12 protein-coding genes are annotated in these 14,308 nt (G+C 63.3%); 7 read left to right on the plus strand and 5 right to left on the minus strand.

The window, feature by feature from the left end:
* The first annotated feature begins 7 nt into the window (after window positions 1-7).
* Genes pucL through ACFRFQ_RS15660 form a run of 4 tightly spaced genes read left to right on the plus strand, consistent with a single transcriptional unit; the run spans window position 8 to window position 5,791 of the window.
* Window positions 8-931 (plus strand): factor-independent urate hydroxylase, encoded by a 924-nt coding sequence (gene pucL / locus ACFRFQ_RS15645; RefSeq protein ID WP_378659660.1) that lies wholly within the window; start codon window positions 8-10, stop codon window positions 929-931.
* Window positions 919-2,283, plus strand: coding sequence for an 8-oxoguanine deaminase (locus ACFRFQ_RS15650; protein WP_378659168.1), 1,365 nt, complete (start codon window positions 919-921; stop codon window positions 2,281-2,283). Before pucL ends, ACFRFQ_RS15650 begins: the two co-directional genes overlap by 13 nt.
* A gap of 8 nt (window positions 2,284-2,291) precedes the next feature.
* The gene (locus tag ACFRFQ_RS15655) at window positions 2,292-3,098 is read left to right on the plus strand and encodes an FAD binding domain-containing protein (RefSeq protein ID WP_378659663.1); all 807 of its coding nucleotides are present in this window, start codon (window positions 2,292-2,294) and stop codon (window positions 3,096-3,098) included.
* A complete protein-coding gene (locus tag ACFRFQ_RS15660; RefSeq protein ID WP_378659170.1) occupies window positions 3,095-5,791 on the plus strand; it encodes a molybdopterin-dependent oxidoreductase in 2,697 nt (898 codons plus the stop codon). Before ACFRFQ_RS15655 ends, ACFRFQ_RS15660 begins: the two co-directional genes overlap by 4 nt.
* On the opposite strand, the gene lat is transcribed toward ACFRFQ_RS15660, so the two are convergent.
* Together lat and ACFRFQ_RS15670 are read right to left on the minus strand one after the other, a co-directional pair.
* Entirely contained in the window at window positions 5,776-7,110 is a 1,335-nt protein-coding gene (lat, locus tag ACFRFQ_RS15665; protein ID WP_378659172.1) for an L-lysine 6-transaminase, read from the minus strand. The two genes, ACFRFQ_RS15660 and lat, sit on opposite strands and share 16 nt — an antisense overlap.
* 65 nt (window positions 7,111-7,175) lie before the next feature.
* Window positions 7,176-7,637 (minus strand): Lrp/AsnC family transcriptional regulator, encoded by a 462-nt coding sequence (locus tag ACFRFQ_RS15670; protein ID WP_378659175.1) that lies wholly within the window; start codon window positions 7,635-7,637, stop codon window positions 7,176-7,178.
* Between the two features lie 30 nt (window positions 7,638-7,667).
* Here ACFRFQ_RS15670 and ACFRFQ_RS15675 point away from each other — a divergent pair, with 30 nt between their 5' ends.
* Together ACFRFQ_RS15675 and ACFRFQ_RS15680 are read left to right on the plus strand one after the other, a co-directional pair.
* Window positions 7,668-8,924, plus strand: coding sequence for a 2-oxoadipate dioxygenase/decarboxylase family protein (locus ACFRFQ_RS15675; RefSeq protein WP_378659178.1), 1,257 nt, complete (start codon window positions 7,668-7,670; stop codon window positions 8,922-8,924).
* A complete protein-coding gene (locus ACFRFQ_RS15680) occupies window positions 8,921-10,426 on the plus strand; it encodes an aldehyde dehydrogenase family protein (RefSeq protein WP_378659181.1) in 1,506 nt (501 codons plus the stop codon). Before ACFRFQ_RS15675 ends, ACFRFQ_RS15680 begins: the two co-directional genes overlap by 4 nt.
* On the opposite strand, the gene ACFRFQ_RS15685 is transcribed toward ACFRFQ_RS15680, so the two are convergent.
* Genes ACFRFQ_RS15685 through ACFRFQ_RS15695 form a run of 3 tightly spaced genes read right to left on the minus strand, consistent with a single transcriptional unit; the run spans window position 10,377 to window position 13,595 of the window.
* A complete protein-coding gene (locus ACFRFQ_RS15685) occupies window positions 10,377-11,162 on the minus strand; it encodes an alpha/beta fold hydrolase (RefSeq protein WP_378659184.1) in 786 nt (261 codons plus the stop codon). The genes ACFRFQ_RS15680 and ACFRFQ_RS15685 overlap by 50 nt on opposite strands.
* A complete protein-coding gene (locus ACFRFQ_RS15690) occupies window positions 11,159-12,223 on the minus strand; it encodes an isopenicillin N synthase family dioxygenase (protein ID WP_378659186.1) in 1,065 nt (354 codons plus the stop codon). Before ACFRFQ_RS15690 ends, ACFRFQ_RS15685 begins: the two co-directional genes overlap by 4 nt.
* The gene (locus ACFRFQ_RS15695) at window positions 12,204-13,595 is read right to left on the minus strand and encodes a uracil-xanthine permease family protein (protein WP_378659187.1); all 1,392 of its coding nucleotides are present in this window, start codon (window positions 13,593-13,595) and stop codon (window positions 12,204-12,206) included. Before ACFRFQ_RS15695 ends, ACFRFQ_RS15690 begins: the two co-directional genes overlap by 20 nt.
* 147 nt (window positions 13,596-13,742) lie before the next feature.
* Between ACFRFQ_RS15695 and ACFRFQ_RS15700 the strand changes: the two genes are divergently transcribed.
* Window positions 13,743-14,306 carry a helix-turn-helix domain-containing protein gene (locus ACFRFQ_RS15700; protein ID WP_378659190.1) on the plus strand — a complete coding sequence of 188 codons (564 nt, stop codon included), beginning with the start codon at window positions 13,743-13,745 and terminating at the stop codon, window positions 14,304-14,306.
* Window positions 14,307-14,308: the final 2 nt, after the last annotated feature.

Consider the following 14,308-nt stretch of genomic DNA (forward strand, 5'->3'; position numbering starts at 1 on the left):
GAACACCATCAACACGACCACCGCACCGCTCTCCGGAACCATCGAACTCACGGGGCATCAGTACGGCAAAGCCGAGAATCGTGTCGTCCGGATCTACCGCGACACCCCTCGTCACGAGATTCACGACGTCAACGTCTCCACCTGTCTGCGAGGCGATTTCGCCGATGCGTATCTCACCGGCGATCAGTCGAAGGTGCTTCCCACCGACTCGCAGAAGCAGACCGCGTACGCGTACGCCAAGGAGAAGGGCCTGATCTCGATCGAGTCGTACGGCCTCGAACTCGCGTCGCATTTTGTCGACGACATCGAACCGGTGACGGGTGCGCGGATCGAGATCGAGGAGTATGCCTGGGAGCGCGCGGTGGTCGACGGTGCCGAGCACGATCACACGTGGATTCGTAAGGGTCAGGAAGTGCGCACCGCGTCGATCACGCACGACGACACCGGCACCTGGGTGATCGGCGGCTTGAAGGATCTGGTTCTGCTCAAGTCCACCGGCAGTGAGTTCTCCGGGTTCCTGCAGGATCCGTACACCGTCCTCGAACCCACGCAGGACCGCGTCATGGCCACGACGCTGGTGGCGCAGTGGCGATTTGTCACCACAGATGTCGATTGGGAAGCGGTGTATGTCGCCGTCAAGGCGCAGATCGTGAAGCAGTTCGCGACAGTACACTCACTTGCGTTGCAGCAGACTCTTTTTCAGATCGGCAAGGCAATCCTCGAAGAGTTCCCGATCATTGCCGAGGTACGGTTGTCCGCACCGAACAAGCATCACTTCGACTACGCGCTCGGCCGTTTCGGTATCGAGAACGACAACGAGGTGTTCCATGCCGCGGATCGTCCGTACGGTCTGATCCAGGCCGCCGTCAGCCGCTCGGACGCGCCGGACGCCGGCCCGTCCTGGACCACCTACGCCGGATGGCTTTCGTGACCGACTTCGTCATCAGGGGCGGGCACGTCGTCACCATGGACGGCGCTCGCACGGAATTCACCGACGGATACGTCGCCGTCACCGGGAACGAAATCAGCGCCATCGGGCGCGGGCCTGCTCCGGAGTTTCCCGGCGCACAGACCGTCTACGCCCGCGGTTGCCTCGTCACACCGGGTCTGGTGAACACGCACCATCATCTGTACCAGTGGATCACCCGCGGCCTGGCTGCCGATTCGACATTGTTCCAGTGGCTGACCACCCTGTACCCGATCTGGGCGGGTATCGACGCCGACGCCGTGCACACAGCCGCGACCGGTGGCCTCGCTGCGTTGGCGAAGACGGGATGCACCACCACCACCGATCATCACTACGTGGTCCCACGCGATGCCGGTGACGTGTTCGAAGCGGAGATCACGGCAGCAGCTCAGATCGGTCTGCGATTCCATCCGACGCGTGGTTCGATGGACCTCGGGCAGAGTTCTGGTGGACTACCACCTGATCACGTGGTGGAAAAACTGGACGACATCCTCGCCGGCACCGCGTCCGTCATCGACCGGTGGCACGACCCCAGCCCCGATTCGATGCTGCGAATCGCGGTGGCGCCGTGCTCCCCGTTCTCGGTCACCGAGGCGTTGCTCCGGGAGTCCGCGGTTCTGGCCCGCGAGGCCGGCGTCCGACTGCACACGCATTTGGCGGAGACTCTGGATGAGCAGGACTTCTGCGCAGAACTGTTCGGATGTACTCCGATGGAGTACATGGAGCGAGTCGGTTGGGTCGGCCCGGACGTGTGGTTCGCGCACGCCGTCCACCTCGACGATTCCGCGATCGATACGATGGCGCGCACGGGAACCGCTGCGGCACACTGCCCTACGTCCAATGCGCGACTCGGCGCCGGGATCGCCCGCACCCGCGAATTACTCGACGCCGGCGTCACGATCGGGCTCGGAGTCGACGGCGCGGCCAGCAACGAGGCGTGCAGTCTGGTCGAGGAATCACGTCACGCTCTGCTTTTCGCCCGCGCCCGCGGCGGCCCCCAGGCTCTGACGGTTCGCACCGCACTGGAACTCGGAACCATCGGGGGCGCGCGGGTTGTCGGCCGTGAGCATGAGATCGGCTCCCTCGAAGTGGGAAAACTGGCCGACCTCGCGGTGTGGGATCTGAACACACTCGCGCACACCGGAATCACCGACCCGGTCGCGGCATTGGTACTCGGCTCGACACCACCGCTGAAACTGCTGATGGTGAACGGAGCGGTTGTTGTCGCAGACGATCGGGTAACCACGATCGACGAGGACGTCGTCGCATCGGACGTCGCTCGCGCACATCTCGACCTGGTGCGAAAGGCCGGGTGAGCGACGCAATGGATCTGCACACCGTCGATCAGGTGCTGGTGCCGGTCACGCGGACCGATCTTCCCGGTCCGTCGACCGGTGTCGGATTCATCGGGGGCGGCACCTGGCTGTACTCGGAACCACAACCACATCTGAGCACTCTTGTCGATCTGGCCGGCTTCGGCTGGGAACCGCTCACCGTCAACGAACGTGGCCTCGAAATCGCCGCGACGTGCACGATCGAAGAGCTGTGCCGCTCGGAACTCTCGGGGCAGTTCCGGGCCGCACAGTTGTTTCGGGACTGCGCGGACGCGCTATTGGCATCGTGGAAAGTGTTGCGCCACGCCACCGTCGGCGGAAATATCGCACTGTCGTTTCCCGCCGGCGCCATGACAACGATGGCAGTCACTCTCGACGGCGAACTGACCGTCTGGAGTCCGTGCGGGCGTGAGTACCGAGTGGCTGTGAAGGATTTTGTGACCGGGAACGGCACGAACTCGCTGGCCGTCGGCGAGATCATTCGGAGCATCACCCTCCCGACTCGGGCACTGCTCGCGCGAACCGCTCTGCGCAAGCTGGCTCAGACCTCTCTCGGCCGGTCTGCGGTTGTCGTGGCGGGCCGAAAAGACGTCGCCGGCTTCACGCTCAGCGTCACAGCAGCGACGCAGCGACCCCACGTCTTGCGATTCGGCGCCCACCCGACCGCTGCGGAACTGGCCGAATCACTACGCCTGATTCCGAACGACGAATTTTTCACGGACGTCCACGGCAGTGCCCCCTGGCGCGAGTCGATGACAGCACTACTGGCCGAAGAGGTCAGGGAGGAACTCACATGAAGTACTCCGTCGACGGGGTTTCCCGCGACGACGAACCGCGTCCGGGACAGTGTCTGCGGACGTTCCTGCGCGAGCACGGCACGACGTCCGTCAAGAAAGGCTGCGACGCCGGAGATTGCGGCGCGTGCTCGGTGCTGCTGGACGGCACACCGACGCATTCGTGCATCTTCCCGGCGCACCGCGTGGGCGGACACGAGATCGTGACCGCAGCCGGCCTCGGCACTGAGGGCACTCTGCACCCGACACAGCAGGCGTTTGTCGACGCCGGCGGATTTCAATGCGGTTTCTGCACCGCGGGCATGGTCGTGACGGCGTCGGCGCTCACGTGTACCCAGAAGGCGAACCTGCCGCAGTCGATGAAGGGAAACCTGTGCCGCTGCACAGGATATCGCTCGATTCGCGATGCCTTGGCGGGAACGAAGAACATCGAGAACGTGGATCGCGACGCGGCTCGGGGACGTTCCGTTGCGGCCCCGGCGTCGAGTCGAATCGTCACCGGAACGGAACCCTTCACTCTGGATCTGGCCGAGGGCGACGTCCCGTCCGGCCTGACACACGCAGCGGTTCTCGGCAGCCCGCACCCCTACGCGTACATCAAGGACATCAACACTGCGGCAGCGCAGTCCGCGCCCGGCGTCGTCGCCGTCCTGACCTATCTCGACAGCCCGGACGTTCTCTTCTCCACGGCACGCCATCAGGACCGCAGCGACGACCCGGACGACACCCGCATCTTCGACCGCACCGTGCGTTTCATCGGTCAGCGAGTGGCCGCGGTCATCGCAGAAACACCACGGGACGCACAGCGTGCGCTGGCACTGATCGAGGTCGACTTCGAGGTTCGCGCCGCGGTGTTCGATCCCGAGCCGGCTCGCTCGCCCGGCGCACCGCTTCTGCACGCGGACAAGGATGTTGCTGCGCGTATCGCCGAGCCGGCGCGCAACGTCGTCGCAGCCCTGCACGACGGCGTGGGCGATGTCGAGAAAGCACTCCGTGCATCCGCTGCCGTCGTCGACGGCACGTGGCAGACTGCTCGCGTTCAGCATGTCGCCATGGAAACCCACGCAGCGGTGGGCTGGCTGGACTCCGGTGGCCGGCTTGTCATTCGCAGCAGCACGCAGGTGCCGTTCCTGGTTCGGGACGAGCTGGCGCACATCTTCGGTCTCGCCCGCGAGGAAGTCCGCGTGTTCACCGCGCGTGTGGGTGGCGGTTTCGGCGGCAAGCAGGAAATGCTGACCGAGGACCTGGTTGCCCTGGCCGTCCGGAAGACCCGTCGACCGGTCCAGTACGAGTTCAGCCGCAGCGATCAGTTCACGACGGCACCGTCACGGCATCCCATGCGGGTGTCGGTCCGGTTGGGCGCTGACGAGCACGGCCGTCTGAGCGCGCTGGCGATCGACGTCCTTTCCGACGCCGGGGCGTACGGCAACCATTCGGTCGGAGTGATGTTCCACGGGTGCGCGGAATCGATTGCCGTCTACCGTTGCCCGAACAAACGCGTCGACGCCGAGGCGGTGTACACGAACAACGTGCCGTCTGGAGCGTTCCGCGGCTACGGCCTGGGGCAGATCATCTTTGCCGTCGAATCCGCGATGGATCAGCTTGCCCGGAAACTCGGTATCGATCCCTTCGAGTTCCGTCGGCGAAACGTGGTGGTACCGGGAGACGACTTCGTGGACTGGCACGTCGAGGACGGCGACCTCGAGTTCGGAAGTTACGGCCTCGACCAGTGTCTGGACCTGGTCGAGCGCGCGCTGTCGAGTGGACGAGGACAGCTCTCGCCCGCCGGGCACCGATGGCGAACCGGGCAGGGCATGGCTGTCGCGATGATCGCCACGATCCCACCCCGCGGACATTTTGCCGACACCACGGTCACCCTCGAATCCGACGGGCGGTACGTGGTCCGGATCGGCACAGCCGAATTCGGTAACGGGACAACAACTGTGCATCACCAGATAGCCGCCACCGAGTTGCGCACCACGGTGGATCGCATTGTGATCGCCCAATCCGACACCGATATCGGCGGACACGACACGGGGGCCTTCGGCTCGGCCGGCACAGTTGTGGCGGGCAAAGCCCTCCAGATCGCGTGCGAACGCCTCCGCGATCGGATACTCGCACGAGCACAATCACTGTGCGTCGGTCCGGCCGAACTCACCGCGGACGGCGTCACCACTACAACCGATCTCATCCGCTTCCCGGCGCTCCTCGACAGCGGACCGCTCGCGGCGGACGGGCACCACGACGGCTCGCCGCGGTCGGTGGCGTTCAACGTCCACGGATTTCGGGTCGCGGTGGATACCTCAACGGGCCGCGTGATCATTCTGCAGTCGGTCCAGGCCGCTGACGCCGGTACGGTGCTGAACCCGGCGCAATTGCGCGGTCAGGTGGAAGGCGGTGTGGGACAAGCACTCGGCGCGGCATTGTTCGAGGAAATCGTCATCGAAGACGGGCGCGTGCTGAATCCACAACTGCGCAACTATCACGTTCCGCAGTTGGCTGATCTCCCGACGACGGAGGTACTTTTTGCCGACACGTACGACAAGTTGGGACCATTCGGCGCCAAGTCCATGAGCGAAGCGCCGTTCAATCCCGTTGCCCCGGCGCTGGCCAACGCCATCTTCGACGCGGTGGGCGTTCGGTGCCGCGCCACTCCCATGACACCGGATCGGATCTGGGCTCAGCTCACCCCGTGAGCCCGCAACACCCGCTCGATCGCGTCCACCGCTGCGTCCAACTCACCGGTCGTCACGGTCAGCGGCGGACGGAACCGGATTCCCCGCCGCCCGCTCGGCAGGATGAGAACGTGCTCGTTCTCGCGCAGTTCGGTCACCACTTGGTCGCGTAAGTCGCTGCTGCTCAGCGTGATCGCGCACAGGAGGCCGCGTCCGCGGGGCTCGGTGACGCCGTCGAACATCTCGCTCGTCGCGGTCAATCGCGCCAGGAGGTGCGCGCCGGTGAATCGAACCCGGTCGATCAATCGGTCACGCTCGACGACTTCGAGAATGCGCCGGGCGCGCACCATGTCGGTGAGATTGCCACCCCAGGTCGAGTTGATACGCGAGCTGACATGGAAGACGTTGTCCTGAACTTCGTCGACACGGCCGCCGGCCATGATGCCGCAGACTTGAGTCTTCTTCCCGAAGGCAACCACGTCCGGCGTCAACCCCAATTGCTGGTAAGCCCAGGCAGTTCCGGTTGTTCCGCACCCGGTCTGCACCTCGTCGAGGACAAACAGGGCGTCGTTCTCGTGGCACAGATCTTGCATTGCCTGAAGAAACTGCGGCCGGAAATGGTGGTCACCGCCCTCACCCTGGATAGGTTCGGCGATGAAACAGGAGATGTCGTGCGGATTCTCGTGAAATGCGCGGCGGGCCTGCGCCACGCTGCCTTGCTCGACTGCCTCGATGTCACGTCCGTCCGCGAGATACGGCGAGTCGATCCGCGGCCAGTCGAACTTGGGGAAGCGGGCAACCTTTCCCGGATCGGTGTTGGTAAGCGACATCGTATAACCACTGCGCCCGTGGAACGCCTCGGTCAAATGCAGGACTTTGGTCCCGAGATCCGGTGAGCGCCTAGCACTTTCGTTCAGCCTACTCTTCCAGTCGAACGCCACTTTGAGTGCGTTCTCCACAGCAAGAGCGCCGCCGTCGACAAAGAACAGGTGCGGCAATGCCGGGTCGCCAAGCACCCGGACGAAGGCCTCGACAAATCGCGCCATAGCCACGCTGTAGACGTCGGAATTACTCGGCTTGTTTGCTGCAACCATTGCCAATTCGCGCGCGAAGGCCTCGTCATCGGCGACGTCGGGATGGTTCATTCCGAGCGCAGACGACCCGAAGAACCCGAACATGTCCAGATAGTCGACACCGGTGCGGAGATCTCGTAGATACACACCGTGTGAGCGCTCGAGGTCGAGAACCAGATCGAATCCGTCCGTGAGAATACTGGCGGACAGAACCTCGAACACCGGGAAATCCGCACTGCCGCCGAAGCCTTGCGTCGCGGTACTCATACGCAAAGATTAAGTCAAAATTATTGCAATGTCGATGATTCGATGTAAAAATTACTGAAGAATGGTCATTCGTCGTAAAATGTTTGAAGAATGACCGTACTACGGGTACTCACATTGGCCGCCGTCCGGATCTCCTGCAGCAACGCCTCCAACGCCCGAGGCGAGGCGACCCGAACCAGGAGCACGTAGCTTTCGGCCCCGGCTACCGAATGGCAGGACACCACTTGGGGCAAGTGCCGGAGCCTGGCCGGCGCATCGTCGGGTTGAGAAGGGTCCAGAGGGGAGATCGCGACAAATGCCGACAGATTCTGACCCACGGCTTCCGGATCGATCTTGGCCGAGTATCCCCGGATCACGTTGCGCGATTCGAGCCGGCGCACCCGTGATTGCACAGCCGAGATCGACAGTCCCGCTTTGTCGGCAAGACTCGCCAAAGTGGCACGGCCGTCCACAACGAGCTCTCGAATCAGCAACTTGTCCGTGTCGTCGACCGGAGGACTACCGCCGTCATTCTGTTCGTCACCCACCCGCGAAGATTAACGTAACCGGACATACACATGCTTGAAAAGTGGCAGTTACGTTCTCGGTTTGCCGCCGAACTCTCGCGGATGTACGGCAACGAGGTTCCCGCATACAACACACTGGTCGACGTAACACGGCAGGTCAATCGGGATTACACCGCCGCTCACCCTGGTTCGGAGCGCTGGGGAACCCTGGGCCGGATCAGCGCGGAACGACACGGCGCGATCCGGCTGGGCACTCTCGGCGAACTGCGCGACGTCGCGATGATCTTCGACGCCCTCGGGATGTCGGCGGTTGGGTTCTACGATCTCAGGCTCACCGATCCTCCCGTTCCCGTCGTCTCGACCGCGTTCCGTCCCACCGATCCGGACGAACTCGCGTTGAACCCGTTCCGCGTCTTCACCTCGGTCCTCGCGACGGGAGACAAGCGCTTCTTCAGCGCCGATCTCCAGCGCCGTATCACCGCGTACCTCGACACGCGGTCGCTCTTCTCCCCCGAACTGCTTCGCCTGGCCGCTGCCGCCCAGCGCGACAACGGGTTGTCCGAGCCACAGTCCACACACTTCGTCGACGCCGCCACACGCGCCTTCCGCCTCGGAACCGAGCCGATCGACGCGTCCTGGTACCGAGAACTTGCGCTCATCTCCCCGGTTGCCGCGGATATCGCCGGCCAAAGGTCGACCCACCTCAACCATCTCACCCCGCGCGTCCTCGACATCGACGATCTGTACCGGCGCATGACCGAGCGCGGCATCACCATGATCGACCGCATTCAGGGACCACCGCGACGGGATGGACCACCACTCCTGCTGCGCCAGACTTCGTTTCGGGCATTGGCGGAGAACCGCCCGTTCCGTGAACCCGATGGTTCGGTGCATGATGTCCCTGTCCGGGTTCGCTTCGGCGAAGTCGAGGCTCGCGGCATAGCGTTGACCCGCACGGGCCGCGATATCTACGACGCTCTCGTCTCGTCCCCCGACACGGCGGTGTGGGAGGACGCTTTTCCCGCCACCGAGGACGGTCTGGCGGACGCCGGACTGGCTTATTTCACCTACCGGCGTGACGGCTCGACGATCATTCGCGAACCTGTCGTCTACGAGGACTTCCTGCCCGCGTCGGCCGCTGGGATCTTTGCGTCCAATCTCGATTCTCCCGGCGGATTCGTTTCCGATGCGGACGGCGCCGATTACGGGCAGGATCGACTGGAGGGAGCGATCGGACGCCGCATCCTCGACCCGTTCGAGTTGTACCGCACGCAGCAGGACGCCTCCCGTGAAAGGACTCACCCGTGAACCTTCCCGATCCCTCTGCTCTCGCCGAGCGTGCCCGCTGTGCGCTCGCTCGGTGCGGCGCCGAGTGGCCCACCGGCAACCTGACGGCTCGCACCCCGATTACCGGCACCGAACTTCGCACTCTGGAACAACATTCCGCTGACGATGTCCACAGCGCGGTTGCCGCGGCACACGATGCGTTCGCGAAATGGCGCACAGTTCCTGCCCCGATTCGCGGCGGCGTTGTACGGCAACTCGGCCGTCTGCTGAGCGAGCACAAAGCTGATCTCGCGGAACTCGTCACCCTCGAGGCCGGCAAGATCTCGTCGGAAGCACTGGGCGAGGTGCAGGAAATGATCGACGTCTGCGAGTTCGCAGTTGGCCTCTCGCGTCAACTCTACGGGCGGACAATGCCTTCGGAACGGCCAGGGCACAGACTGATGGAGACGTGGCATCCGATCGGCGTTGTCGGTGTCATCTCGGCCTTCAACTTTCCCGTCGCAGTCTGGTCGTGGAACACGGCAATTGCCCTGGTGTGCGGTGACACCGTGGTCTGGAAACCGTCCGAGACCACACCCCTGACGGCACTTGCGTGTCATTCCTTGATGAGACGAGCCCTCGCTGAGTGCGACGCCCCACACGACGTTCACCAACTGGTGATCGGCGGACGCGACGTCGGCGCATCCCTGGTGGACAATCCACAGGTCGCTCTGGTGAGTGCTACCGGGTCGGTTCGCATGGGACGCGAGGTGGCGCCGCGCGTGGCTGCGAGGTTCGGACGGAGCCTGCTCGAACTGGGCGGCAACAACGCGGCCGTTGTCACCCCGTCAGCCGATCTCGATCTCGCAGTCCGCGGAATTGTCTTCTCGGCGGCCGGAACTGCCGGACAGCGGTGTACGTCGCTGCGGCGGTTGATCGTTCACGAATCGATTGCCGACGAGCTGGTCGCAAGAATTTCTGCCGCGTACGCACAACTGCGGGTAGGCAATCCGTTCGACGACGGCGTCCTGGTCGGGCCACTGATCAACGACGCCGCCTTCGAGGCGATGCAGTCCGCGCTCACCGCCGCGCAGTCGAGCGGCGGTACCGTCGTCTGCGGCGGTGAGCGCGTGGGCGAAACCGGCTGCTACGTGCGCCCGGCTCTGGTTCGGATGCCGACACAGAGCGAGGTCATGTACACCGAAACCTTTGCACCGATCCTCTACGTCGTCACCTATCGCGAGTTCGACGACGCCATCGCACTACACAATGCCGTACCGCAGGGGCTTTCATCCTCGATCTTCACGCTCGACCAGCGGGAGGCCGAACGGTTCCTCGCTGCTGACGGTTCCGATTGCGGTATCGCCAACGTCAACATCGGCACGTCGGGCGCCGAGATCGGTGGCGCCTTCGGCGGCGAGAAGGACACCGGCGGCGGACGTGAATCGGGTTCCGACGCGTGGAAGGCGTACATGCGCCGCGCAACCAACACGATCAACTACTCGAACCAACTGCCGCTGGCTCAAGGCGTCGAGTTCGGCTGAGCGCGTCCCCGGCGAATTCGGTGATCGCGCGGACCAATTCGGCGCGCGCCGACAGTTGTGGCGCGTGATCGGTCTCGAGGCTCACCACTGCCGCGCCGGGCACTCGCTGCTGCATTTCCCGCTGCGTCTCGATCGGAACCGTACGGTCCAGCGTGCATTCGACGTACAGGCGAGCAATCGTTCCGAAGCGCTCGGGGGTGATCGTCGGCGCCATCAGCCGTGCGGTTTCCTGTTGGGGAACAAGGTGGCGGGCCGCAGTGATCGCGTCGGCTACCGGGGCCTCGTGGAAGAACACCGCAGCACCTGCTTCGGGCGGGACCACGGTGGAGAACCCGTCATCGGAACTGACCACCCATCGTGAGATGCCGACGGGCGCGGGCAGTTCAAGTTCGTTGCACAGCATGCCGAAGTCCATGCCGGACGGCAGCATCATCCCGGCGACGTACACGATTCCCGCGACTGCCGCGGGAGCACGCTCCGCAACCTGCGACACCACGATGCCGCCACCCGAGTGACCTACCAGCACTGCCGGTCCGTCCAGTGAATCGAGCGCCGCAACAACGTGATCGGTCACTGTGTCCAAGTCGACGACGACGCCGTTGTCGAGAACTCCGACCCCGGGCAGATCGACCACTACCGGGTTGAACCCCTGCTCCCGCAACGGTTCCAGCATCGATTCCCAGACCCAGCCTCCGGCCCACGCGCCATGGACCAGAACAAGATTGCGAGGATTCACGACGTCGCCTCCAGCTGCGCTGCGATGCGAACTCGCTCGGCTTCGCGCCCGGCGGCGGTGTTGGATTTACCCTGCCGCGATCCGGCCAATTTGGCCTTGATGTGATCACGAACGGAGACGGGTTCGTAGGCCAGCCCGGACTCGTCGAAGAAACTCGGCAGAGTTTCGATCACGGCATCGACGTTGCCGTCGTGGAAGAACGCGGCGGACCGACGACGCTTGATGGTGCCGTTCACGACGGGAGGCGCAACGCGGTGCAGCGTCGACATCCAGCGATCGTTCGTCAGCTGCGCTGTCAGATCGCCCAGATTGACCAGTAGCGCATCGTCTTCCGGCCACACGTCGTGCCACCTCTGGTCGCTCCCGAGCACCTGAAGTCCCTCGACCTGATCGGCCCACAGCACGGTGACAAGCCCGAAGTCGGTGTGCTCACCCATCCCCTTCAGCTCACCGTCCAACGTCACGGTCCCTGTGGGCAACGCGTAGTTGTTCATTCTCAGCACGTCGATCGAGTGGTCGGTAATCGAGTCGAAGAATCCGGGCGCCAGGCCGAGCGCGTCGTCGAAAATTGTGGTCAGCGTGCGGGCCACGCGAGCTGCGTGGGTGTAGTACGACTCGATTCGTTCCTGGAATTCGCCGACGTCGGGCCAGACGTTGACACCGTAATCCGCCTCGGAGAGATCAAGATCGGTGAACGACCGCGCCTCGATGCCGATGTTGAACGCCTCGAAAAAATCGTTCATTCGGGTCGCGGATTCCACTCCGAGACTCAAACTCAGCGATTCACTCTTGGGTGGGCTGTACCCGCGGTTCGCTCCGGCAACGCGATACTCGTTCTTGGCCTCCATCGGCAGTGCAAAGAAATCATCCATCGCTGCGGCGAGACCGGCCGCTGCTCCCACGGGAATTCCATGACCCCGAATCTGGATGAATCCCACTCTGCTGCATGCGTCGTCGATCTCTGCGGCTACGCGGGCCCGCTCCTGCGGTGAACCGCTCAGAACATAAGGTGAGATGTCGATGACGGGAACTTCGAAGGAGTCAGACGGTGACTGCGACATTGGTGTCTCCTGTATTGACCGGGGATTGTGCGACTGCAGGTGATTCGGGAAGACTCTCGCGTGAACTGCGGGCGAGTTCGCCCAGTCGTGTGTGATTGAAGAGCAAGTTGAGTGTGAAGGCGGACGCCGCCGCCAAAGTGATGCCGCTACCGAGCAGGATCTGCGCCGACGACGGGAACTTCTCGAACATTCCTTCCGCGAATTCGGGAAGGAGACCGATTCCGACGGAGACCGCGGCGATGGTCGTATTGATCGGATCGCTGAGATCAACCTTGCGGAGTGTGTTGATGCCGACAACGGCAACCGTGGAGAACAAGATGATGCCGACGCCACCCACCACCGGATCAGGCAGTGCTGCAACAACTTCACCCATTCGTGGGATCAGTCCGAGAACAATGAGAATGGCACCACTGGTTGCGGTGACGTATCGGCTGTACACCCGAGTGGTCGCAACCGCGCCGACGTTCTGCGAGAACACGGTGTCGACAAAGGCGTTGAAAATTCCGCCGAGCACTCCGGACATTCCGTCGGCCACCAGACCGCGCGCCAAATCCGCTTTCTTCAAGGGCTTTCCGGTGATCTCACTGACCGCCAACATGCTGGCTGTCGATTCTGCGAAAACCACTGCCATGACGATGCTCATGGCCACGACTGCGGTGACCGGGAACTCGGGCGCCCCGAAGTGGAAGGGCATGGGAATACCGACCCACGCGGAACCGGATACACCACCGAGGTCGATCAGGCCCATCGGAATGGCGATCACGGTGCCGATGACCAGCGCGATCAGCACTCCCAGCTGTGTCCACATACCGCGTCCGAGGCAGATGAAACCGACCGCGATCGCCACGACCGCCGCGGCCAGCGCGAGGTTCTTGGGATCTGCGAACGACGGTGCGGTGGGATCGTTTCCGACGATCAGACCACCGGCGACGCCGATCAGCGAGATACCGATCACGGTCAGGACCACTCCGGTGACGAGCGGCGGGAAGTAACGAACGATTTTGGCAAACGGTACTGCCAGCGCGATTCCGACCACACCACCGACCAGCATGGAGCCGTACACGGCCTGCAATCCGTATTCCTGGGCGATGAGAATCATCGGTGTCAGGCCCGCAAACGTGGCGCCGCAGACAATCGGAAGCCGTACTCCCGCAACCTTCCCCACGCCCAGGCTCTGGATGATGGTGATGATGCCGGCAACAAGCAGATCGGCGCTGATCAGCAGTGCAACGGTGCTACGGTCCAGGCCCACGGCCGCACCGAACACCAGCGGTACCGTGATGCAGCCTGTGTACATGATCAGGACGTGCTGAAGAGCAAAAGCTGACTGGCGGGCAAAGGGCAACCGCTCGTCGACTGGATGGATGGCCATGCGCCGATCTCCGTCCGTAGCTGGGAGTGTTTTGCGTACTGCCCTATTGAGCACGTCGATAATTTCTTGCTGTGGTCAATTTTGTTTCGCGCATGTAATGAAATTCTCCGCTCGAATGCGCCGCTGTGGCACTGCTATGTTCAGCACATGGACGACGACCAAGTGGCGATCGCAACGGCAATCGGTATCGCAGTGCGCCACGCACGCAGGGAAGCCGGATTGACCATGCGTGAGGTGGCGATGAAATCCGGTCTCTCACAGCCATTTCTGAGTCAGACCGAGAATGGGCGCGCCGTACCGAGCGTGATGAATCTGCACCGACTCGCACAATCGCTGGGCACTACCGCTCACGCGCTTCTCGCTCGAGGCGAGCGCACGCCGTCCAGCCTGGTGCGGGCGAATGAGGGGCGAAAGTTCGAACTGGCCCACGATTCTTCGATCCGATTCTGTTCCACCGGGTCGCACACCATGGAGCCGAACGAAATCACGGCCGGACCGCACTCCGAAGCTGGTGAGCACACCGAACATGCCGGCGAGGAGTTCATTCACGTACTCGAGGGAACTGTCGACGTCGAGGTCGGTCTGGACGAACGGCATCGTCTGAACGTCGGGGACACACTGCTGTACGCGGCGACCATTCCTCATCGGTGGTTCAACCGAACCGATCGAATTGCTCGGTTCCTGATCGTGAGTTCTCCCCCGTCCTTCTGACA

The organism is Rhodococcus sp. NPDC056743 (assembly GCF_042790355.1).
Lineage (GTDB): Bacteria > Actinomycetota > Actinomycetes > Mycobacteriales > Mycobacteriaceae > Rhodococcus_F.

What these genes read in the sequence shown, in the direction of transcription:
- ACFRFQ_RS15650 (WP_378659168.1), top strand. Translation starts at nt 919, where the DNA reads ATGGCTTTCGTGACCGACTTCGTCATCAGGGGCGGGCACGTCGTCACC.
- ACFRFQ_RS15655 (WP_378659663.1), top strand. Translation starts at nt 2,292, where the DNA reads ATGGATCTGCACACCGTCGATCAGGTGCTGGTGCCGGTCACGCGGACC.
- ACFRFQ_RS15660 (WP_378659170.1), top strand. Translation starts at nt 3,095, where the DNA reads ATGAAGTACTCCGTCGACGGGGTTTCCCGCGACGACGAACCGCGTCCG.
- lat (WP_378659172.1), bottom strand. Translation starts at nt 7,110, where the DNA reads ATGAGTACCGCGACGCAAGGCTTCGGCGGCAGTGCGGATTTCCCGGTG.
- ACFRFQ_RS15675 (WP_378659178.1), top strand. Translation starts at nt 7,668, where the DNA reads ATGCTTGAAAAGTGGCAGTTACGTTCTCGGTTTGCCGCCGAACTCTCG.
- ACFRFQ_RS15690 (WP_378659186.1), bottom strand. Translation starts at nt 12,223, where the DNA reads ATGTCGCAGTCACCGTCTGACTCCTTCGAAGTTCCCGTCATCGACATC.
- ACFRFQ_RS15695 (WP_378659187.1), bottom strand. Translation starts at nt 13,595, where the DNA reads ATGGCCATCCATCCAGTCGACGAGCGGTTGCCCTTTGCCCGCCAGTCA.
- ACFRFQ_RS15700 (WP_378659190.1), top strand. Translation starts at nt 13,743, where the DNA reads ATGGACGACGACCAAGTGGCGATCGCAACGGCAATCGGTATCGCAGTG.